The sequence below is a fragment of the Nonomuraea sp. NPDC049419 genome (genome assembly GCF_040676995.1).
Classification (GTDB): Bacteria; Actinomycetota; Actinomycetes; order Streptosporangiales; family Streptosporangiaceae; genus Nonomuraea; species Nonomuraea salmonea.
Genome location: NZ_JBFAQB010000003.1, coordinates 378,899 through 398,838, shown reverse-complemented (window position 1 = coordinate 398,838; position 19,940 = coordinate 378,899). Strand labels below are relative to the sequence as shown.

The 19,940-nt window shown below is 72.8% G+C and carries 20 protein-coding genes; 11 read left to right on the top strand and 9 right to left on the bottom strand.

Translation table 11 applies throughout. The features are described from left to right. Nucleotides 1-789, bottom strand: a 789-nt coding sequence (locus AB0K12_RS11880) for a tetratricopeptide repeat protein (RefSeq protein ID WP_364558702.1), incomplete at its 3' end; no start/stop codon positions are given. Nucleotides 790-965: 176 nt separating this feature from the next. Here AB0K12_RS11880 and AB0K12_RS11875 point away from each other — a divergent pair. After that, the gene (locus AB0K12_RS11875) at nucleotides 966-1,499 is read left to right on the top strand and encodes a hypothetical protein (protein ID WP_345399917.1); all 534 of its coding nucleotides are present in this window, start codon (nucleotides 966-968) and stop codon (nucleotides 1,497-1,499) included. A 12-nt stretch (nucleotides 1,500-1,511) separates the two neighbouring features. Here the strand turns inward: AB0K12_RS11875 and AB0K12_RS11870 are convergent, their stop codons facing one another. Next, the gene (locus tag AB0K12_RS11870) at nucleotides 1,512-2,393 is read right to left on the bottom strand and encodes a MurR/RpiR family transcriptional regulator (RefSeq protein WP_364558698.1); all 882 of its coding nucleotides are present in this window, start codon (nucleotides 2,391-2,393) and stop codon (nucleotides 1,512-1,514) included. 169 nt (nucleotides 2,394-2,562) lie between these two features. On the opposite strand from AB0K12_RS11870, the gene AB0K12_RS11865 reads away from it, so the two are divergent. The 5 genes from AB0K12_RS11865 (at nucleotide 2,563) to AB0K12_RS11845 (ending at nucleotide 6,769) form a co-directional block, all read left to right on the top strand. Beyond that, nucleotides 2,563-3,969, top strand: a complete 1,407-nt coding sequence (locus AB0K12_RS11865; RefSeq protein ID WP_364558695.1) for an MFS transporter — start codon at nucleotides 2,563-2,565, stop codon at nucleotides 3,967-3,969. After that, nucleotides 3,966-4,388 (top strand): GAF domain-containing protein, encoded by a 423-nt coding sequence (locus AB0K12_RS11860; protein ID WP_364558692.1) that lies wholly within the window; start codon nucleotides 3,966-3,968, stop codon nucleotides 4,386-4,388. The genes AB0K12_RS11865 and AB0K12_RS11860 overlap by 4 nt, the downstream gene beginning before the upstream one ends. Next, a complete protein-coding gene (locus AB0K12_RS11855; protein WP_364558689.1) occupies nucleotides 4,385-5,590 on the top strand; it encodes an amidohydrolase family protein in 1,206 nt (401 codons plus the stop codon). Before AB0K12_RS11860 ends, AB0K12_RS11855 begins: the two co-directional genes overlap by 4 nt. 171 nt (nucleotides 5,591-5,761) lie before the next feature. After that, complete coding sequence (locus tag AB0K12_RS11850) at nucleotides 5,762-6,550, top strand: alpha/beta fold hydrolase (RefSeq protein WP_364558686.1); 789 nt, start codon at nucleotides 5,762-5,764, stop codon at nucleotides 6,548-6,550. A gap of 81 nt (nucleotides 6,551-6,631) precedes the next feature. Continuing rightward, nucleotides 6,632-6,769, top strand: coding sequence for a hypothetical protein (locus AB0K12_RS11845; RefSeq protein WP_364558683.1), 138 nt, complete (start codon nucleotides 6,632-6,634; stop codon nucleotides 6,767-6,769). An 18-nt stretch (nucleotides 6,770-6,787) separates the two neighbouring features. On the opposite strand, the gene AB0K12_RS11840 is transcribed toward AB0K12_RS11845, so the two are convergent. Further along, nucleotides 6,788-7,450, bottom strand: a complete 663-nt coding sequence (locus AB0K12_RS11840) for a GntR family transcriptional regulator (protein WP_364558680.1) — start codon at nucleotides 7,448-7,450, stop codon at nucleotides 6,788-6,790. Continuing rightward, nucleotides 7,447-8,586 carry a CoA transferase gene (locus AB0K12_RS11835; protein WP_364558677.1) on the bottom strand — a complete coding sequence of 380 codons (1,140 nt, stop codon included), beginning with the start codon at nucleotides 8,584-8,586 and terminating at the stop codon, nucleotides 7,447-7,449. The genes AB0K12_RS11840 and AB0K12_RS11835 overlap by 4 nt, the downstream gene beginning before the upstream one ends. A 114-nt stretch (nucleotides 8,587-8,700) precedes the next feature. Here AB0K12_RS11835 and AB0K12_RS11830 point away from each other — a divergent pair, with 114 nt between their 5' ends. Beyond that, nucleotides 8,701-9,864 (top strand): acyl-CoA dehydrogenase family protein, encoded by a 1,164-nt coding sequence (locus AB0K12_RS11830; RefSeq protein WP_364558674.1) that lies wholly within the window; start codon nucleotides 8,701-8,703, stop codon nucleotides 9,862-9,864. Between the two features lie 4 nt (nucleotides 9,865-9,868). On the opposite strand, the gene AB0K12_RS11825 is transcribed toward AB0K12_RS11830, so the two are convergent. From AB0K12_RS11825 to AB0K12_RS11805, 5 genes are all read right to left on the bottom strand, one after another. Then, the gene (locus AB0K12_RS11825) at nucleotides 9,869-10,933 is read right to left on the bottom strand and encodes a C45 family peptidase (RefSeq protein ID WP_364558671.1); all 1,065 of its coding nucleotides are present in this window, start codon (nucleotides 10,931-10,933) and stop codon (nucleotides 9,869-9,871) included. A gap of 496 nt (nucleotides 10,934-11,429) precedes the next feature. Then, nucleotides 11,430-12,095, bottom strand: coding sequence for a lytic polysaccharide monooxygenase (locus AB0K12_RS11820; protein WP_364558669.1), 666 nt, complete (start codon nucleotides 12,093-12,095; stop codon nucleotides 11,430-11,432). A gap of 358 nt (nucleotides 12,096-12,453) precedes the next feature. Continuing rightward, nucleotides 12,454-13,125 (bottom strand): response regulator, encoded by a 672-nt coding sequence (locus tag AB0K12_RS11815; protein ID WP_364558666.1) that lies wholly within the window; start codon nucleotides 13,123-13,125, stop codon nucleotides 12,454-12,456. After that, nucleotides 13,122-14,240 (bottom strand): hypothetical protein, encoded by a 1,119-nt coding sequence (locus tag AB0K12_RS11810; protein WP_364558663.1) that lies wholly within the window; start codon nucleotides 14,238-14,240, stop codon nucleotides 13,122-13,124. Before AB0K12_RS11810 ends, AB0K12_RS11815 begins: the two co-directional genes overlap by 4 nt. Further along, nucleotides 14,237-15,391 carry an ATP-binding protein gene (locus tag AB0K12_RS11805; protein WP_364558660.1) on the bottom strand — a complete coding sequence of 385 codons (1,155 nt, stop codon included), beginning with the start codon at nucleotides 15,389-15,391 and terminating at the stop codon, nucleotides 14,237-14,239. Before AB0K12_RS11805 ends, AB0K12_RS11810 begins: the two co-directional genes overlap by 4 nt. A 355-nt stretch (nucleotides 15,392-15,746) precedes the next feature. Between AB0K12_RS11805 and AB0K12_RS11800 the strand changes: the two genes are divergently transcribed. The 4 genes from AB0K12_RS11800 to AB0K12_RS11785 all read left to right on the top strand — a co-directional run bounded on the left by AB0K12_RS11800 (nucleotide 15,747) and on the right by AB0K12_RS11785 (nucleotide 19,889). Continuing rightward, nucleotides 15,747-16,472 (top strand): SpoIIE family protein phosphatase, encoded by a 726-nt coding sequence (locus AB0K12_RS11800; protein WP_364558656.1) that lies wholly within the window; start codon nucleotides 15,747-15,749, stop codon nucleotides 16,470-16,472. A gap of 38 nt (nucleotides 16,473-16,510) precedes the next feature. Continuing rightward, nucleotides 16,511-17,302: an SAM-dependent methyltransferase gene (locus tag AB0K12_RS11795; RefSeq protein WP_364558653.1), complete on the top strand. Its 792-nt coding sequence runs from the start codon at nucleotides 16,511-16,513 to the stop codon at nucleotides 17,300-17,302. Nucleotides 17,303-17,309: 7 nt separating this feature from the next. Continuing rightward, nucleotides 17,310-18,296: an endonuclease/exonuclease/phosphatase family protein gene (locus tag AB0K12_RS11790; protein WP_364558651.1), complete on the top strand. Its 987-nt coding sequence runs from the start codon at nucleotides 17,310-17,312 to the stop codon at nucleotides 18,294-18,296. Nucleotides 18,297-18,452: 156 nt separating this feature from the next. Continuing rightward, on the top strand, nucleotides 18,453-19,889 hold the full coding sequence (locus AB0K12_RS11785; RefSeq protein ID WP_364558648.1) for a vanadium-dependent haloperoxidase: 1,437 nt from the start codon (nucleotides 18,453-18,455) through the stop codon (nucleotides 19,887-19,889). Nucleotides 19,890-19,940 lie beyond the last annotated feature (51 nt).

Sequence of the window (19,940 nt, the reverse complement as noted above, 5' to 3'; positions counted from 1 at the left end):
CTCATCCTCGCGATCCTGAGCGCTCAGGACCCAGGCGAGTTCGGTGTGCAACCCGGGGCATCCGGGGAGCCGCTCCATCGCCTCCTCCGCGAATGCCTCGGCTTCGCTGAAACGGCGCGCCCGGCGCAGGGCCTCCACCTTTCGGCACAGCGCATCGTCATGGTCGGGGCAGGCGTCGAGCACGGCGTCGAAGCATTCGAGCGCCTCGGCGGGACGGTCGTCGTGCAGGAGCACGCGGCCCAGCCGGTATCGTGCCTTCACCGCGGCCGGATCTTTCGCGAGGTGGGCGCGGAGCAGGGCCTCCGCTTCCGCAGAGGCGCTCACGCCGACCAGTGCGGCGGCCTGCCAGCACAGGCAGACCTCCTCGGCCGCCAGCGTGCCGTCCGCGTCGGCGAAGTGCCGTACGGCGTCCTGCGGGCGGGAGGAGTCGAGGAGGGCGCGGCCGGCCGCGACGTGGACGAGGGCGCTCGTGGGGAAGCGGCGCAGGGCGGTCTCGGCGAGTGTCGCGGCGTCGGCCGTCCTTCTGTCCCTGGAGAGGGTGGCGATCTGCCAGGCCACCGCGCGGGGGTGGTCCGCGTCCAGCTCCTCGGCCCGGCGGAAGGTGGCGAGCGCTTGGTCCGGGCGGTGGGTGGCCAGGAGGAGGCGGCCCCAGGCGATCAGCAGGCCGGGGTCGTCGCCGTTCTGGTCGAGGCTTCTCCTCGCCAGGGTCTCGGCTTCGGTCAGCTCGTAGCGGCGTCGTAAGGCGTCGACGCGTCGCGCCGCGTCGTCGCCCTGAGTGCGGTCCGGCATGGTGACCTCCCCGAGTGATCTTACGTCCGCGGTGACGGTCAGTGGCGGGACGTACTCCTAAGGTCATCCAGCGAATCGCCCATCGCGTTACCAACCGCCCTTGATCGCCCGGTATGGGGTGTTACGTTGAAGGAGCAGGCGGTGCCCCACACACCCGGCGAAGGACGTGGTCTTCCGTGCTCTACCTCTTCGGCTTCGATCGCATCGGCGTGGCCGTCAGCGACATCTTCTTCGTCGATCCCCACCCCATGAAGGGACAGGAGGGGGCCGAGCGCGGCGTGCGGCTGGAGCTGCGCCGGCTGGAGACGGGTGAGTTGAAGGGGTCGATCTACTCGGCCCGGCCGATCACCGTCGACCGGCCGATCTGGCGGGTGGACCTGCTGGAGTCGGTCTCGGGGAAGCCGGGGAGTTTCGATCGCACGCATCACCATCCCGGCGTGGACGGCTGGGAGCCGGGGCAGCGGGTGTTCGACAAAGGGCTGTCGCAGGAGCCGCTGAAGTGGCTGCTGCTGCGGCTGTCGGACCTCGAAGACGTGCTGGACAAGGCCGGCGAGCCTCGGGACACGGTGTCGGAGGCCGATGTGGTGGGATTGCGCGATCGGGCGCCGGAGATCGTGGAGACGGTGGCGCGGCTGCTCGACGTCACCCGGTCCGCACCCGTGCCCGAAGGCGCCGAGGTGGCCACTAGCGTGCGGGCCAGCTGGTTGTGACCCGCCCGTAGGTCAGCGGTCCCCCGCGGGGGTGCTGGGGCGGCGGTGGAGGAGGGAGAACTTCGCCCACATGGCCTCCGCCGCCTCGATGGAGGCGCCCGTACGCGCCGGGTCCACGGCGGCGAGCTGGGTGACCAGGGCCTGGGCGACGGCGATGCCAGCCGTCAGCGAAGGGAAGAACGCCTCGCCCTCCGCCGGCACCATGACGACCTCCTCGGCGGCCCCCGCCAGGGCGGGGCTGGCGGCGTCGGTGACGGCGAAGACGCGTACGCCGCGCGCCCGGGCCTCGTCGGCGGCGAGGACGGTGCTCTCGTACAGGCGCCAGAAGCTGATCGCGATCAGGACGTCGCCCGCGGCGCTGGCGGCCATGGTGTTGGCGAGCTCCGCGTCTCCCCCGGTGACGGCGGTGACCGGGTAGCCGGCCAGGCGGGCGTTGTGGGCGAGGGCGATGCCGACGGCGGCGTAGCTGCCGTCGGCGACGATCACCGTACGCCGGGCCGCCGCCACGGCCTCGGCGATGGTCACCAGCACGCGCTCGTCGAGGCGGCGGTTGAGCAATGCCAGGCTGTCGAGGTCGCGGCGCAGCGAGCGGGCGCTGGGCGAGCCGCTGCCGCGATGCTCGGCGGCGACCTGGCCGGCGCTGAGCGAGGACAGGTAGCGGGCGCGCAGCTCCTGCTGGAGTGCGGGCCAGCCGGCGAAGCCGAGGGCCTGCGCCGTACGGGTGACGGTCGCCACGTTGACCCCGGCGAGCTGGGCCAGCTCCTGCGCCGACCCGAACGAGGCCCGGCGCGGCTGGGAGAGCAGCACTTCGAGCAGGGCGGCCGACTTGCCGCGCAGCCCGCGCGCCGGCAGCCGGTCGCGCAGCCATTCCTCGAAGCTGTCGGTGCCCGTCATCCCTCTCCTCGCCCGGCTCCTTGAGGCCCTTCGCGGGCATTCGGCGGGACACATGGTACGTGCTCCCGCCGAGGCAGACTTGCAAAGAACATTGCAATTTTAGCGAAACGCACTATATGTTGCTTCGCATTCGACCTGCAGGGCCAAGACCTGGGGAAAGGTGTGTTCGATGACCTTGTTGGCCCGTCTGGACCGGCTCCCGCTGAGCCGTCCCCACTACCTCCTCCTCCTGATCGGCGGCCTCGGCTACACCTTCGACGGCATGGACTCCGCCGTCGTCGCGTTCCTGCTGCCGAGCGCCCAGGATGCCTGGGGCCTGTCGAACGGCCAGCTCGGCATCATCGGGTCGGCGACGCCGTTCGGGTTCCTGTTCGGCGCGACGGCGGCCGGGCTGCTGGGCGACCGGATCGGGCGCAAGAAGGTCATGATGTACGCGCTCGCCTTCTACGCCGTCTTCTCGGTGATCGCCGCGTTCGCCCCCAACTATGAGATCTTCCTGGGCGCCCGCGTGCTGGCCGGAGCCGGCGCCGGCGCCGAGAGCGCGATCATCGCGCCGTTCCTGTCGGAGTTCGTGCCGGCCAAGCGGCGCGGCTGGTTCGTCGGCGCGCTGTCCGGGTTCTTCTCGTTCGGCTTCGTGGCGGCGGCGCTGATCGGCCGGTTCGTGGTGCCGACGTTCGACGAGGGCTGGCGGATCGCGCAAGTCGTCACCGCGCTGCCCATCCTCATGCTGCTGTGGTGGCGCCGCTCGCTGCCCGAGTCGCCGAGATACCTGCTCCAGCAGGGCCGTACGGGCGAGGCCGAACAGGTGGTCGCCGACCTGGAGCGCCGCGTCGAGCGCGCCACCGGAGCGCCGCTCCCGCCGGTGCCCGAGTCCGCGACCGCGCCGGCCGCGGAGACCCCCAAGGTGAACCTGCTCAGCGCCCTGCGCTTCCTGTGGAGCAGAGCCATGGCCAGGCGCACGGCGGTCATCTGGCTGATCTGGTTCGTGATCACGTTCTCGTACTACGGGTTCTTCTCCTGGATCCCCACGCTGCTCGTGCAGCGCGGCATCACGGTCACCAAGAGCTTCGAGTTCTCGATCATCATCTACCTGGCGCAGATCCCCGGCTACTTCTCCGCGGCCTGGCTGTCGGAGCGGCTCGACCGCAAGAACACCATCGCCATCTACCTCGCGGGCTCGGCGGTCAGCGCGTTCTGGCTGTCGCAGATGGACTCGCCCGTCACGATCACGCTCGCGGGCGCGGTGCTGTCGTTCTTCCTGAACGGCACGTACGCCGGCGTCTACTCCTACACCCCCGAGGTCTTCCCGACCTGGATCCGCGCGACCGGCACCGGCCTGTCCAGCGCGTTCGGCCGGGTCGGCAGCATCATGGCACCGGCGATCATCGGCTGGTCGGCCGCGAGCCTCGGCTTCGCCGGCGTGTTCGGGCTGACCACGGCGGTGCTGGCGGCCGGCGTGATCTGCGTGATGGTGTTCGGCCTGGCCACCGCGGGCCGATCGCTGGAAGAGCTGACCGAATCCACCACCACCGGATCCACCACCACCGGATCCACCACCGAGGAGGCGACCAAGTGAACGACCTGGACGAGCTGGAGCGGCGGGTCCGCGAGGAGGTGGGCGTGCGGCTGTTCACCGTCCTCGCCTGGGTGCCGGAACGCCGGGCCCTGCGCCGCGTGCACAGCAGCCACCCGGCCGAGTACCCCGTGGGCGGCGAGAAGACCGTCGAGGTGGCCCAGCAGTGGCTGAGCACCTGCATCGAGGGGCGCGAGCCGTACTTCGGCCGCGACAGGGCCGCCGTACGGGAGATCTTCGCCGACCACGAGCTGATCGAGAGCCTCGGCTGCGGCTCGATCATCAACGTGCCCGTGCTCGGCCGGGACGGCGAGGTCGCCGGGGTGCTCAACATCCTCGACGCCGAGGGCGCCTACGACGACGCATCGGTGGCCGCCGCCCAGGCGATCGCCAAGGAGTTCACGTTCGGAGGTGCCGCATGAGCCTGCTGCTGCGCAACGCGCTGCTGCTCGACGTCGAGACCGGCGAGTACGCCGAAGCCGACCTGCGCTGCGCCGGCGGCCGGATCGCCGAGACCGGGCGCGGGCTCGGCGCGCCCGACGGCACGCGGGTGATCGACGTGGCGGGCGCGCGGGTCGTGCCCGGCCTGATCGACGCGCACGTGCACGTCACCGCCTCCAGCGCGGACCTCGGCTCGCTGCGCTCGTTGCCCCCGTCGTACGTCACCGCCCACACCGCCCGCATCATGGGCGACATGCTGAGCCGCGGCTTCACCACCGTGCGCGACGCGTCCGGCGCCGACTTCGGCCTGGCCGACGCGCAGGCCGAGGGGCTCATCCGGGGACCGCGCCTGCTGTTCTGCGGCAAGGGGCTGAGCCAGACCGGCGGCCACGCCGACTTCCGCGGCCGGGGCGAGCACCTCACCGACGACCACCCGTGCTGCGCGGGCGTCGGGCGGGTGGCCGACGGGGTGGACGCCGTGCGTGCCGCCGCCCGGGACGAGCTGCGCAAGGGCGCCCACCACATCAAGGTGATGGCCTCGGGCGGCGTCGCCTCCCCCACCGACCGCATCGACTCGACCCAGTACTCCATGGACGAGCTGCGCGCCGCCGTCGAGGAGGCCGAGGCCGCCAACCGGTACGTCGCCGCCCACGCCTACACCGCCCGCGCCGTCAACCGGGCGCTTGAGGCCGGGGTGCGCTCCATCGAGCACGGCAACCTCATCGACGACTCCAGCGTGGAGCTCTTCCTGCGGCACGACGCGTTCCTGGTGCCGACGCTGGTCACGTACTGGGCGCTGAAGGAGGAGGGCCGCGACTTCGGGCTGCCGGAGAGCAGCTGGCGCAAGGTGGACGAGGTGCTCGAAGCGGGCATCGTCGCGCTCGAACGGGCCGCGCGCGGCGGGGTGCGGCTGGCGTACGGGACGGACCTGCTCGGCGGCATGCACCGGCACCAGAACCAGGAGTTCCGGCTGCGGGCCGAGGTGCAGTCGCCCCTCGACGTGCTGCGCGCGGCCACCACGGGGGCGGCTGAGCTGGTCGGGCTGACCGGCGAGCTCGGCACGCTCGCCGTGGGCGCGCACGCCGACCTGCTGGTGCTCGACGGCGACCCGCTGGAGGACGTCGGCGTCCTCGCCGACCCGAAGCACATCCGCCACGTCGTCCAGTCGGGCACGGTCGTCTAGCCACTGAGCGTCCGCGACCGGTCCGCAACGTCCGGCCGCTCGGCGCCCCAAGGCGAGATCCGGGGCGTCCGCTCGGCCCTCGGGGCGGGGCCGCGCGTCGCGGGGCCGCGCGTCGCGGGGCCGCGCGTCGTGGGGGTGCGGGCCGCCGGGCGGGTGCGTAACGTGAGGGGTGTGACGACGCTCGTGCGTGCCGCCCTGGTCGTCGCCGCGGTGGCGGTCCTGCTCCTCGCGCTGCTGTGGGTGTTCCAGCGGCGGCTGATCTACCTGCCCGACCGCGCCGCCCCGCCGCCGGCCGGGACGGTCGTGCCGGGGGCGCGTGACGTCACGTTCACCACCCGGGACGGGCTCGAACTCACCGCCTGGCACGTGCCGGGCCGGCGTGACGTGACCGTGCTGGTGATGGGCGGCAACGCGGGCAACAGGCTGCACCGGGCGCCGCTGGCGAGCGCGCTGGCGGCGCACGGTCTCGGGGTGCTGCTCATGGACTACCGCGGCTACGGCGGCAACCCCGGAGCCCCGGACGAGGAGGGCCTGTTCCGCGACGCGCTGGCGGCCCGCGACTGGCTGGGCGAGCGCCGGGTGGTGTACGTCGGCGAGAGCCTGGGCGCGGCGGTCGCGACCCGCCTCGCCATGGAGCGCCCGCCGCACGGGCTGCTGCTGCGCTCGCCGTTCCCCGACCTGGCGGCGGCCGGCCAGGTCAACTACCCCTTCCTCCCGGTACGCCCCCTCCTGCGGGACCGCTTCCCCGTCGCCGAGCAGATCCGCCGGGTCCGCGCGCCGGTCGTCGTCGTGTACGGCACAGCCGACACGATCGTCCCCGCCCGCCTGAGCCGCACGGTCGCCGAGGCCGCCGGCGCCACGGTCGTGGAGATGGACGGGGCCGGTCACAACGACCTGGAGATGCTGAACGGCCCCGCGTTGATCAACGCCGTGCTCGGCCTGGCGAGCCGGCCGGGCTAGAGCGGATGTATCCCCCGCGGCCTGTTCTGGCTCTGGACGTCTGGCTGCTGTCGCCGGCGCCTGTCGGCCGAGGTCGGCAGCGTGCGGATCGACGCGCGCGACGTCGTGGTGCCCGAGCACGGCCTGCGGGCCCTGGCCTGGTGGCCCGCCCGCGAAGGCGTGGAGGCGCTGCTGCTCGACCACAAGGGCCAGCCGCTGTCGTCGGTGACCTTGCGTTGACCCTGCCCTTCCTGGGGGTCAGGTGTCGAGCAGGGGGGCGAGCGCGGCCACCGCGTGGGCGCGGTGCACGTCGAGGGTGGCCACGGCGTCGTCGGCGGAGCGGCGGCGCAGCGCGTCGAGCGTCGCGCGGTGCTCCTTGATCACGCGCTCGCGGTTGCCCGCATCGCCGTAGTACATCGACCGGTAGGCGTCGGTCGAGTCCCACAGCGTACGGATCAGCCGGGCCAGCCGCGGCATCCCCGCGCAGTCGAACAACGTCATGTGGAACGCCCGGTTGGCGGTGGCCATGGCCGGCACGTCGCCCGCGGCGGCGGCCCGCTCGACGTCGTCCTGCGCGGCCTCGAGCCGGGCGAGGTCGGCGTCGGTGAGCCGGGAGACCGCCCGGCGCACGGCCTCCTCCTCCAGCAGCTCCCTGATGCGGTAGACCTCGCGCAGGTCGTCGAGGGAGAGCGTCTCGACGAAGTAGCCCCGGTGGGCCTCGTAGGTGACGAGGCCCTCGCCCTGCAGCGTTTTGAGCGCTTCGCGCAGCGGGACCCTGCTGACCTGGAGCTCCTCGGCGAGCGCGTCCTGCCGGATGGGGGCGCCGGGGCGCAGCCTGCCGGTGGTGATGGCCCGCCGCAGCTCGCCCAGCACGAACTGCTGGGCCGTGGGCGGCCTGCGTCGTGCCTGATCGGGACTCACCGCCCCAATATCTCACGAACCCATGCCTCGTCCTGCCCGAGCTCCGGCGGCCTGCGGCGGTAGGCGGGCGGGGTGGCGCTGAGCCGCAGCGGGTTCGCGACCTGGCCGACTCCGTCGAGGTCCACGGCCGGGCCGAGGCCGAGGCCGGCGGCGAGGGAGAAGGCGGCGGCCAGGTCGTTGATCGGGCCGCACGGCACGCCGGCCTCGGTCAGCCGGCCGAACCACTCGTCGGCCGTCCGCTCGGCGAGCGCCGCGTTCAAGGCGGCGACGAGCGGCTCGCGGGCGGCGACGCGGCCGGCGTTGGTGGCGTAGCGGGGGTCGCCGGCGAGGCCGGGCCGGTCCAGCGCGGCGCACAGGGCGCGGAACTGGCGGTCGTTGCCCGCCGCGATGACGATCGGGCGGTCGGCGGCCTGGAACACCTCGTACGGCACGATGCTCGGGTGCCGGTTGCCCATGGCGCGCGGCACGACCCCGGCGGCGGCGTAGGCGGAGGCGTGGTTCGTGAGCGCCGACAGCAGGGACGACAGCAGCGACACCTCGATGCGCTGCCCCTCGCCGGTCCTGTCGCGGTGGCGGAGCGCGGCGAGGATGCCGAGGCCGGCGTGCAGGCCGGTGATCACGTCCACCAGCGCCACGCCCGCCTTGGTGCCGGGACCTTCCGGCTCGCCGGTGACGCTCATGAGCCCGCCCACGGCCTGCGCGATGAGGTCGTAGCCGGGCAGGTCCGCTCCGGCGCCGGAGCCGAAGCCGGTGATCGAGCAGTAGACGAGCCCGGGGTTCAGCTCGCGCAGCGTCTCGTAGCCGAGCCCGAGCCGGTCCATGGCGCCCGGCTTGAAGTTCTCCACCAGCACGTCGGCCCGGGCGGCGAGCGCCTTCGCGACCTCGGCGTCCGCCTTGAGGTCGAGGGCGATCGAGCGCTTGTTGCGGTTGACGCCCAGGAAGTACGTGGCCTCGCCGCCGGCGTACGGCGGCCCCCAGGCCCGCGTGTCGTCACCGGCGCCGGGCCGCTCGACCTTGATCACCTCCGCGCCCAGGTCGGCCAGCAGCATGGTGGCGTAGGGGCCGGCCAGCACCCGGCTGAAGTCGGCGATCAGCAGCCCCGACAGCGCGCCGCTCATGCCGGCCCCGCGCCCCACGCGCCGTCCCCCTCGGCCCAGCGGCCGGCGATGAGATGCAGAACGTCCATGGTCAACGCACCCTAACTATGCCATATTGGATTTTCAATATTGGATCCAACATACGGAGAGGTTATGATCGCACCCACCGACCTGTTCTCCCTGGACACCCTGCTGACCGAGGAGGAGCGCGAGATCAGGAGCACGGTCAGGCGCGTGTGCGACCGGGAGATCCGGCCGCACGTCGCGGGCTGGTTCGAGGCCGGCGAGCTGCCCGCCCGCGAACTGGCCCGCACGCTCGGCTCGCTCGGCGTGCTCGGCATGCACCTCGACGGGTACGGCTGCGCCGGCATGGGCGCGGTCGCGTACGGCCTCGCCTGCCTGGAGCTGGAGGCCGCCGACTCCGGCCTGCGCAGCCTGGTCTCCGTGCAGGGCTCGCTCGCCATGTACGCCATCTGGAAGTACGGCAGCGAGGAGCAGAAGCAGGAGTGGCTGCCCGCGATGGCGGCAGGCGAGCGCATCGGCTGCTTCGGCCTGACCGAGCCCGACTTCGGCTCCGACCCGGGCGGCATGCGCACCACGGCCAAGCGCGAGGGCGGCGACTGGGTGCTGAACGGCACCAAGATGTGGATCACCAACGGCTCGGTCGCCGACGTGGCGGTGGTCTGGGCGCGTACGGACGAGGGCGTGCGCGGCTTCCTGGTGCCGGCCGGAACGCCCGGCTTCACGGTCAACGAGATCAAGCACAAGATCTCGCTGCGCGCGAGCGTGACCAGCGAGCTGGTGCTCGACGGCGTGCGCCTGCCCGCCGACGCGATGCTGCCCGGCGCGCGCGGCCTGTCGGGGCCGCTCGGCTGCCTGAACGAGGCCAGGTTCGGCATCGTGTTCGGGGCGATGGGGGCGGCGCTCGACTGCCTGGAGACGACGCTGTCGTACGTGGCCGGCCGCGAGGTGTTCGCCAGGCCGCTGGCGTCGTACCAGCTGACCCAGGAGAAGCTCGCGGACATGGCGCTTGAGCTGGGCAAGGGGCTGCTCCTCGCGGTGCACCTCGGCCGGCTGAAGGAGGCGGGGACGCTCACCCCCGAGCAGGTGAGCACCGGCAAGCTGAACAACGTGCGCGAGGCCCTGGTGATCGCCAGGAAGTGCCGCACGCTGCTCGGCGCGAACGGCGTCACCCTCGAATACCCGGTGATCAGGCACGCGGTGAACCTGGAGTCGGTGCTGACCTACGAGGGCACCTCCGAGGTCCACCAGCTGGTCATCGGCAAGGCGCTGACCGGCGTCGCCGCCTTCAAGTAAGGGCTCAGAACGTCTGCCAGGTCGCCTCGGTGACCTGGCAGGGCCCGCCCTGGTGCACCCGCAGCCGCCCGGCGGGCAGGTCGAGCCCGATCGTGGCGAGCGTCTCCCACCGCTGGTTGAGCGGCTGGGTGAGGTCGGGATGCGCGCAGACGGGCGCGCCGGGGGCGTGGCTGAGCATGGCGAGCGCCCGCGCGTTCTGATCCTCCTGGCTGAGCCCCTCGACGTGGTCGCTCAGGTGGCGGAACCGGTCGTAGGTGCCGGGCCGCTGGGTGGCGTGCCGCTCCCCCACCGCGAGGTCCGCGTCCAGGAAGTGGTTGCAGTGCAGCAGGACGCCGTCGGGCCCCGGCGGGATGACGGCCACGCCGGCCGGGGAGATCTCGATGGATCCGGCGTCCGACTCCGTCACCACCGTGATGACGGTCGAGGCCGAGACCCGGGCCGAGCGGGCGATCCCGGCGGCCTCCTCGACGGTCGCCGCCTCGTCGAGGATGCGGCGGGCGATCAGGTGCACGGGCACGCCGAGGTCGGCGGTGTCGGAGTCGTGGCGCAGGATGTTGAAGTGCACGCCCAGCCCTGCGGTGCCGACCCCGATCTTGGCCAGCGCCCCTGCCTCGGTGAACGTGCGCACGACGTGGCCTGGGCGCGGCTCCAGCTCCCACAGGATGGGCGCGTCGCGCAGGTGGTCATGCCAGTCCCAGGTCTGCACCGTACGCGGCGGGCCGCTCTCGGGCAGCACCACCGAGGTCGAGCACTCACCGTGCCCGATCGCGTCGATGGCGGCCAGGATCTCCGTGCGCGCGTTGACGACGGCGACCTGCCACGGCTCCAACCCGGCGCCCGCGGCGATCCCGGCCATCTCCTCCGCCAGGTTCGGCGCCCAGCCGGCACTGCGGTCAAGAGCCCGCTCGCCCCACGCGCGCACCTGCGCGGGGGTGGCGCCGGCCACGGCGAACAGGTCGGTGTAGCCGGCGTAGTTGGCGGCGATGTGCTTGCGCAGGTGGGCGCCGAGTTCCTTGCCGCGGAGCCTGGGTTCGGTCTGGCTGGACGAGAAAGTAGGAAAAGTCATCATTTGTCCATCACATCGGCGAGCCGCGGATCGTCGGCGGCGAAGTCGGCGCGGACGCGCTCGTACCGTTCGGCGTCGATGTCCTGGCTCGGCTTGAACATGGCCTGTACCGACCGTACGGGCACGCGGAAGGCCACTACCCCGGGCAGCAGCGCGCGGAACCTCTCCCGCGGGGCGGGCGTCGGCTCCCAGGACGGCTCGCGCAGCGACGCCGTACGCCTCCCGGCGGCACGGTGAATCCGGCACTCGCACCACGACAGCGGCAGCCACCGCGGCCAGGTCGCCGGCTCCTTCGCACCCGCTTCGGAGCACCCGCACGCCCACTTCGCCGCGATCCGGCACCGATACGCCAGAAGGCCCTCGCCGCCTCCCCTGCGGAGGGAGGCGGCGAGGGCCCTTTCCGGCCGGCCGGTCGTCAGGTCGTGGGATGCCGGTCCGCGACCACGACGGGGAGAAGTGCCTGCTTGGTGTTCCCTCGGCCGGGAGGTCTCCGGGTTTTTCAGCTGAAGGTGACGTCGCTGCAGAAGTAGTACGTCTGGTCCATGTGGGACGCCTTCCAGATCGTGTAGACGACGTGGCGGCCGGTGCGCGAGCCCTTGTTGAGGCCGGTGATCATGTACTCGCCGCCGGGGGCGTACCTGGGGGTCTCTCTGATCAGTTCCAGGTGGTTCCAGCCGAGGGGCGTGGTCGTGGCGTCGTAGCCCTGCCTGGTGATGTAGACCCTGATGTAGTCGGCGCCGTGGCGGGCCTGGTCGGTCAGCCGGATGTCGAACGTGCCGCCGAGGCTCGTCGTCTTCCACGCGCCCGGCGTGTCCATCGAGCGGTAGCGGCCGTCCTGGGTGCGGCCGGCGCTGCAGAGCTGGCCGTTGGGCACGGCGGCCTGGTGGTTGCCACCGACGTTGTCACGGTAGAGGCCGTTCCAGTTCCACATGGCGTTGGTGTTGTCCTGCCACGCCTGCCAGCACATCGGGTCCTGCTGGGCCATGGCGGGGTTCTGGAAGTCGCTGCCCCAGCGCAGCCAGCAGCCGTAGTTGCGGGAGGCCGGGTCGACGACGGAACCGTGCGCCGATGCGGTGCCGGTCAGCGGCACGAGCAGGATCATCGCGATGGAGAAGAGCAGGACCAGGGCGCGCGGCGCCCTGCGGCGGTGCGGTGCTTGGGGCATGTGCGGTCTCCGTGTTCCGGTCGGGGGGTTGCCGGTGAAGAGGAGCGCTCCTGGTGGGGGGACGGTATCTGACGGCCGCGGTCCGGCCAAGTGATGCCCGCTGTCAGGCCCGCAAAGGGAGGTCCCGCGTCGGGGTTGAGCTGCGGAAAGGGCTTTCCCGATATCGCTCAGAGACTTGAAACTTTCAAAGAAGCAGAACGGTAGTCAGGGCACGACGGAGAGTGATGAACCTCGGGTAGGTTGCGTGCCGTCCCGGGAATCCCCCTACCGAGCAGGTGACGGCACCTGCCATCGATCGAGCGCACCGTTCTTCCCGGCAGGCCGCCCTATACCGTCGACGTGCCGGGGGCCAGGGTCCTCATCCCTCTTCCCGTGAGGTCTTCGCGGCCAGGGAGGTGTAGACGGTGACCTCGTCCGGCTGGACCAGCCCGTCCTGGATGGCGCAGATGAGGAGTTTCTCCTTGGTGGGGGCGGGGCGGCCGGCGGCGGCGTACTTGACGCGGGCGCGGTCGATGTACTGCCGCACCGTACGTTCCTTGATCCCCATGCGGGCCGCCACCGACGCCTTCGACATCGACTGGAACCAGTAGAGCAGCGCCATCCGCTCCTTGTCGGACAGCTGCGGACGGTGCGGGCCCTCGTCGGTGGCGATGGCCTGGGCCATGGGAGGCGTGACGCTGGGCCGGTCGGCGGCGACCTCCATGATGGTCTCCAGGCACGACTCGCGGGTGGCGCGGCCCTTGCCGATGAAGGCCGAGGCGCCGGCGTCGAGCGCGGCCCGGACGATCTCCGGCTCCTCGTGCTCGGAGAAGACGATGACGCGCTGCCCGCCCGCGCACAACCCGGCGATGCGGTCCATGACCATCGTGCCGTTGAGGTTGAGGTCGAGCAGCAGCACGTCGGCGGCGACGCCGCGGACCGACTCGATGGTGGGCCCCTGGGCGACGAGCGTGACGGGACCAGGCGGGCCGAACCACGACCGTACGCCGTCCACCACCACTTGGTGGTCCTCCACCAGCGCGACGGTCACGGGCCCTCCCAGATGCTGTTGACCCACACCTCACCTCCCTGCCGCTGGTAGCTGACGACGACCCCGCTGGCCTCGCGTACGGGGCTGGGGCTGACGGGCAGGTCCTCGTTGTCGGCGACGACGGCGACGCTGACCATCGTGGACATGGCCGACACGGTCACCCTGGCCCGCGACCTGGCGCCGTCGAGCGCGCGGACGGGCGCCCTGAGCAGGTCCTCGCGGACGCCGTCCGGCAGCTCGGGCAGCCGTTCGCCGAAGGGCGGCGCGGTGACGAGGACCTGGCGGCGCTCGGCGGCGTCGATGCGCTCGCGCAGCACGGACACCAGCTCGTCGGGCACGTCCTCGCGTTCGGTGATGAGGCGGCGCAGCCGGGCGGCGCCGGCGGTGCAGTCCTCGCGGACGCGCGGGTCGCCGGGGTCGGCGCCGTCGGCGAGCTGGTGGAGCAGGGTATCGGCGACGTCGCGGATGGCCTCGTAGCGGCGCAGCCGGTCGGCGTGGATGCGCTGGGCGGACTCGCGCCAGGCGTCGTCGGCGGCGAGCCTGCGGGCCAGCAGCACGGTCTCCTCGGCGCGGGCGCGCAGCATGTGGCAGCCGGCCATGTAGCCGAGCTGCATGGTGACGCCGCCGGCGATGACGACGAGGTATTTGGCGATGGAGACGCGGTCGAGCGAGCCGGAGAGCGCCATGGCGAGGAGCATGATGCCGGCGTTGGCGCTCAGGAAGGCGATCATCTCGGCCTTCCAGCGGGGCCGGTTCCAGCACAGCATGACGGCGAGCCAGCCGACCGAGCCCCAGCCCCAGTCGCTGATGCCGAGCAGCTCGCCGGGGCGGCAGGCGAGGATGACGGCGACGTCCACGGCGAGCGCGGCGGCGGCGAGCTCGCGGATGCGCGCGGGACCGCTGGAGGTACGCGCCAGGGCGAGCGCGCCGATCACCAGGATCACGGAGTAGACGACCCAGGCGACGAGCGCGACGATCGGCCAGCGGAAGGAGCTCCAGCCGGTGAGGGTCACCGTGAGGTCGTAGCCGAGGTGCCAGACGGCGGCGATGACGACCGCGCCGAGCGCGGTGTAGCGGGCGTAGCGCTGGGCTACCTGCTCGATCTCCTCGGTCATGGCCGCCACCACAGGCTGACGCGGGTGCCGCGGTCACCGGAGGTGATGGCGGCGCCGCCGTTCGGCAGGGAGCGCATGGTGTCGAGGATGGAGCCGCGGACGCCGAACCGGTCGGGCGGCAGGCGGTGCTGGTCGAAGCCGCGCCCGTGGTCGGCCACCTCGACCCTGATGGCGCCGTCGCGCCGGCCGCAGACCAGCTCGGCCTCGCGGACGCCGGCGTGCAGCGCGACGTTGGCGAGCGCCTCGGTGACGGCGCGGGCGAAGCGCTCGGCGACCTCGCCGGGGACGGTCTCGGGGGTGAGGTCGCGGCGTACCTGGAGGCCGTCGGCGCGCCCGGCGACCTCGTCGAGCAGCGCGTCGAGCGCGATGGGCGCGGAGTCCGCGGTCGGCTGGTCGCGCAGCTTCTCCAGCGCGGTGAGGTCGGCGCCGGCCTGGGCGCGCAGGGTGGCGGACGGCTTGTCGTACGTGCCGAGCCCGACCATGGTGAGCGTGTGCAGCGCGGTCTCGTGGATGCTGCTGACCTGGCGCAGCTCGTCCTCGCGGCGCAGGCGTTCGACGATGAGGGCGATCCCGGCCTGGGCGCTCTGCCGCAGGAAGGCGTCGGCGGAGGCGGCCGAGCGGCGCAGCAGCGCCATCAGCAGCACGATGGCGAGCAGCTGCACGATGTTGACCCCGAAAGGGCCTGTCACGTCGTGCGTGGGCGAGGCGATGCGGACGCCGGCCGCGAAGGACACGGCCACCGCGAGCCCGGCGGGCACGGCCAGGCGGGGACGCCATTGGGCGCCGGCCAGGACGATGGTCATCGTGACCAGCCCCGAGACGAAGCTCGACCCGGTGTTGAGCGCCTCGGGCGGCACCAGGTGGACCTGGGCCAGGCAGAGCGCGACGGTGGCGGCCACATCACCGGCCACCAGCCAGTGCGGCAGCGGCAGCGCGCGCAGGAAGACCCGCAGGTGCAGCGCGGTCCAGGCCAGGTGGACGAGCAGCATCGGCACGAGCCAGCCGAGCGAGACCGGAGGTACGGCGCCGAACAGCGCGGCGACCACCGCCACCGCCCCGACCGCGCCGCGTGCGCCGGAGGCCGTGCGGGCGACCGCCTTCTCCAGCTGCCTGGTGGCCGAGTCGTATCTCGTGGAGCCGGAGTGAGCCATGAGCCGTCCGCACGCGAGATGGGCACAAGACGGGACTCACGATAACGCAGGGCATGATGCTCCATAAGGCGTCAAATCCTGTTGTCACCAGGGTTTCCGGCCTTGTCAAGATCCCGCCCGCTCCCGGCGGGGTCGCCGGGTACGCGGTGGGGTCGCGCGTGATGGCTGGCATGTGTGTGTCATCCTCGTCACCGGGGTGGCCGCGGTGCTCTGCATGGTGTCGGCCCTCACCTCGAAATCTGTCCTCGCCCGGACGTCACGACATGACGGTCGATCGGCCGTCAGTTGCCGCGCGCGTAAAGAGCGTTCACTGGACCGGTGTGCCGCGGTGATCGCGGCAGGGGGAGGGGACCTCATGACGGTTTTCGTGATCACGTTCCTGCTGGGCTGCCTCTCGGTGATGACGGTCAGGGGCAGGCAGGGCAACTGGCCGGCGGGCATGCCGGTGTCGCGGTCGCGGCTGGTGGCGGTGGGCGGCACGTACGAGGGCGGGCAGGCGAGCCCGTCCGACGCGTACGTCGTGCAGGAGCGGATGATCGCCGCGGCCCGCGGCGCGGGCGGCGGGGCGCACGCGGCGGCCGGGCTGACCCTCGGCACGGTGGTGGCGGCCCGGCCGCAGCACGGCGGCGTGTGCGAGGAGGACCTCGACGCGTGCGCGCAGGCCGCCCATCGCGCGGTGCGGGCGTCGGGCGACGGCCTGGCCAGCGCCCTGGACCTGGTGGTGCTCGACCGTACGGAGACGCCGCGGCTGCGGTTCCTGCACGCCGGCGGCGGCACGATCTGGCACTGCCCGAAGGGCGGGCAGGCGCGGCTGCTGACGACCCCCGCGTACGGCGAGTGCCGCGTCGGCCTGCCTGGCCCGTTCGGCCCGCAGGTGGGCACGGTGACGCTGCGGCCGGGCGACCGGGTGGCGATCGCGAGCGAGGGGGCGCTCGAGGCGCTGGGGGCGGAGCGGCTGAAGGTGCTGTTCGCGGCGGGCGCGTCGCCGGCGTCCTGCCTGGACCGCATCTACGACGAGATGGCCGCCCAGGAGCCGAAGGACGACGCCACGGTGATCATCGCGGAGTTCGTGACCGCCTGAACGCCGGAAAGGCCGGGTATGCCCGTAAGATCGTCCATGTGAGCGCACCACACGGCATCAACCCGAACATCCCTCACTCCGCCCGGGTCTACGACTACTGGCTCGGCGGCAAGGACAACTTCGAGGCCGATCGCCGGGTGGCCGAGCAGACGATGGCCGCGGTGCCGGGCATCCGCGAGAGCGCCAGGAACAACCGGGCCTTCCTCGGCCGGGCCGTGCGCCACCTCAGCCGGCTCGGCGTCCGGCAGTTCCTCGACCTCGGCACGGGCATCCCCAGCCAGGGCAACACGCACGAGGTCGCGCAGGCGGAGGCGCCCGAGTCGCGGGTGGTCTACGTCGACAACGACCCCATCGTGATGGCGCACGCCAGGGCGCTGCTGACCAGCACGCCCGAGGGGCGCACGGCCTACATCGAGGCCGACGTCCGCGAGCCGCGCACGATCCTGGAGCACCCCGACACGCTGGCCACGCTCGACTTCACCCAGCCGATCGCGCTCGTCATGGTGGCGATCCTCATGCACATCTCCGACGCCGACGACCCTGAGGGCCTGGTCAAGGCGTACGCGCAGGCGCTGCCGGCGGGCAGCTACCTGGTGCTGAGCCACCTGACGCTCGACCTGATCGACAAGCGGACGGCCGACGACTACGTGTCCGCCACGAGCTCGCAGGCCATGCACAGGACGCCGCGCACCGGCGAGCAGATCTCCCGCTACTTCGACGGGTTCGACCTGCTGGAGCCCGGCCTGGTGGCGGTGTCGAAGTGGCGGGAGACGCCGCTCTTCCCCGACGAGCCGGCCTGGATGTACGCCGGGGTCGGCCGCAAGCGCTGACGACGACGTGAGTACGACGGTCACCGCCGAGCAGCCCCCGGCCGACGAGCTGCCGGCGCCGCGGCGGCGCCGCCGGTGGATGACGTGGACGGCGGCCGTGCTGCTGGCGTTGTGGGCGCTCGTCCGGACCTTCGGGTGGGAGCGCGGCTCGTTCGAGGCGCAGCTCATGACCGTCACCCCGTACGGCGTGGTGCTGGCGGCGCTGACCGCGGCCGTGGCGCTGCTGCGCCGCAACCGGTGGGCGGCGCTGGTGGCCGCGCTGGCGTGCGTGACGATGATCGCGCTGGTGGCGCCGCGTACGGTGGCCGCCGAGCAGCCGCCCGCCAAGGGCGCGACGCTGCGGGTGCTGTCGATCAACCTGTTCGGCCGGGCCGACGCCGCCGCCGTGGTGGACGCCGTCCGCCGGTACGACGTGGACGTCTTCAGCGCCCCCGAGCTGACCCACGCCGAGGCGGACCGGCTCGACGCGGCCGGGCTGCGCGGGCTCCTGCCGTACCGGGTGCTGCAGGCGGAGGCCGACGTGAGCGGCAGCGGCATCTACGCCCGGCATCCGGTCACGGAGCTGACCGGCCTGTTCACGCCGATCGGCCACAACATGCCGGCCGCCGCCCTGACGCTGCCCGGCGGCAGCCGCGTGGAGGTCGTCTCCGTGCACCCCAACCCGCCGCTGGGCCGCAAGGAGCTGGAGTGGAAGGCGTCCCTGCGCGCCCTGCCCGGCCCCTCGCCGTCGGTGGTGCGGGTGCTGGCCGGCGACTTCAACGCCGGCCTGGACCACCGCCCCTTCCGCGAGCTGCTGGCCAGGGGGTACGTGGACGCCGCCGACCAGCTCGGCCAGGGGCTCACGCCCACGTGGCCGAACTTCCGGCCGATGCCGCCGATCATCGCCATCGACCACGTGGTGGCGGACCGGCGGGTGGCGGTGCGCGACTTCGCGGTGCTGGACGTTCCCGGGACCGACCATCGCGGCGTGTTCGCCGAGCTGCAACTGCCCTGAGCCGTTCCGGGGTAGGGCGATGTCACCCCGAAGATAGCTCGAATACATGTTCGAACATGGGATCGTCTCCTGATGCACAGGGGGTCCGACGCAACGCTCAGGAGGCGATGACCCATGCCCGCTCGACGACCCTTGCCCGTTCCGTCTCGACGACACATGCCCGTGCTCAGACGCTTACGCACGCTCGCCCCTGCCGTGGTGGCGGCGGTCGCGCTCGTCCTGCCCTTGACGCCCGCCCACGCCGAGACCGGGCGGCACGGGCCGAGCGTGGTGGTGCGCTGGAACCAGGCGCTGCTGCAGGCCGTGCGCACCGGCACGCTCGGCCCGCCTATGGTGGCGCGGGCGCTGGCCGTCGTGCACACCTGCGCCTACGACGCCTGGGCCGCCTACGACTCCGTCGCCGTGGGCACCCGGCTGGGCGGCTCGCTGCGGCGTCCCCCGGCCGAGCGCACCACCGCCGCCAAGACCGAGGCCATCAGCCACGCCGCGCACCTCGCCGCCGTCGATCTCTATCCGGGGCAGCGGGCCGTGTTCGACGCGCTCATGGCCGACCTCGGCTTCGATCCGGCCGACCCGTCGAGCCGCCCGGCCCGTACGGGGCTGGCCGCCTGCCAGGCGGCGCTCGACCACCGCCACGCCGACGGCTCCAACCAGGCCGGCGGCTACGCCGACACCAGCGGCTACGCGCCCGTCAACGCCCCCGTCCCCGTCGCCGAGCCGCTGACCACGCTCGCCCAGCCCGGCCGGTGGGCGCCGCTCACCTACCTCAACGCGGCCGGGAACCTGGTGACGCCGCCGTTCCTGTCGCCGCACTGGGGCGGGGTCGCCTCCTTCAGCGGGGCCGCGCGCTCGCTGGCCGACCGGGTGCCGGCGCCGCACGCGTACGGGTCCGCCGGGTTCCGCGACCAGGCCGCCGAGATCGTCGCCACCACGGCCGCGCTGGGCGACAGGGAGAAGGCGATCTCCGAATACTGGTCCGACGGCCCCAGCAGCGAGACGCCGCCAGGACACTGGTGCCTGTTCGCCCAGCAGGTCTCCGCGCGCGACCGCCTCGGGCTCGACCAGGACGTCAAGCTCTTCTTCGCGCTGGCCAACTCCGTCATGGACGCCGGCATCGCCTCGTGGGAGGTCAAGCGCGACCGCGACTCGGCCCGGCCGATCACCGCGATCCGCTTCCTGTACCAGGGGCAGCGCATCCCGGCGTGGGGCGGGCGGACCGTCGACGGGGCGTCGTGGGTGCCGTACCAGCCGCCGACGTTCCCGACGCCGCCGTTCGGCGAGTACGTGTCGGGGCACAGCACGTTCAGCGCGGCGGCGGCCGAGGTGCTCAAGCGGTTCACCGGGAGCGACGCGTTCGGCGGGCGGGCGGTCGTCGCCGCCGGGTCGTCGCTGGTGGAGCCGGGGGTGACGCCCGCCAGTGACGTGACGCTGCGCTGGAGCACGTTCAGCGCCGCCGCGGAGGAGGCCGGCCTGTCGCGCCGGTACGGCGGCATCCACTTCAAGGCCGGCGACTTCGAGGGCCGGGCGCTCGGGCGGGCGGTCGGCGCGGCGGCCTGGGAGCGCGCGACGGCGTACTGGACCGGGCGCCACTGACAGCGGAGCGCCCGCTCCCCCTGGTGGGAGCGGGCGCCGTCGTGCTGCGGA

Bases quoted from the DNA above. Each gene is read 5' to 3' on its own strand.
- AB0K12_RS11870 (WP_364558698.1), bottom strand. From the start codon at position 2,393: ATGACGGGCACCGACAGCTTCGAGGAATGGCTGCGCGACCGGCTGCCG.
- AB0K12_RS11865 (WP_364558695.1), top strand. From the start codon at position 2,563: ATGACCTTGTTGGCCCGTCTGGACCGGCTCCCGCTGAGCCGTCCCCAC.
- AB0K12_RS11855 (WP_364558689.1), top strand. From the start codon at position 4,385: ATGAGCCTGCTGCTGCGCAACGCGCTGCTGCTCGACGTCGAGACCGGC.
- AB0K12_RS11830 (WP_364558674.1), top strand. From the start codon at position 8,701: ATGATCGCACCCACCGACCTGTTCTCCCTGGACACCCTGCTGACCGAG.
- AB0K12_RS11825 (WP_364558671.1), bottom strand. From the start codon at position 10,933: ATGATGACTTTTCCTACTTTCTCGTCCAGCCAGACCGAACCCAGGCTC.
- AB0K12_RS11820 (WP_364558669.1), bottom strand. From the start codon at position 12,095: ATGCCCCAAGCACCGCACCGCCGCAGGGCGCCGCGCGCCCTGGTCCTG.
- AB0K12_RS11810 (WP_364558663.1), bottom strand. From the start codon at position 14,240: ATGACCGAGGAGATCGAGCAGGTAGCCCAGCGCTACGCCCGCTACACC.
- AB0K12_RS11805 (WP_364558660.1), bottom strand. From the start codon at position 15,391: ATGGCTCACTCCGGCTCCACGAGATACGACTCGGCCACCAGGCAGCTG.
- AB0K12_RS11800 (WP_364558656.1), top strand. From the start codon at position 15,747: ATGACGGTTTTCGTGATCACGTTCCTGCTGGGCTGCCTCTCGGTGATG.
- AB0K12_RS11785 (WP_364558648.1), top strand. From the start codon at position 18,453: ATGCCCGTGCTCAGACGCTTACGCACGCTCGCCCCTGCCGTGGTGGCG.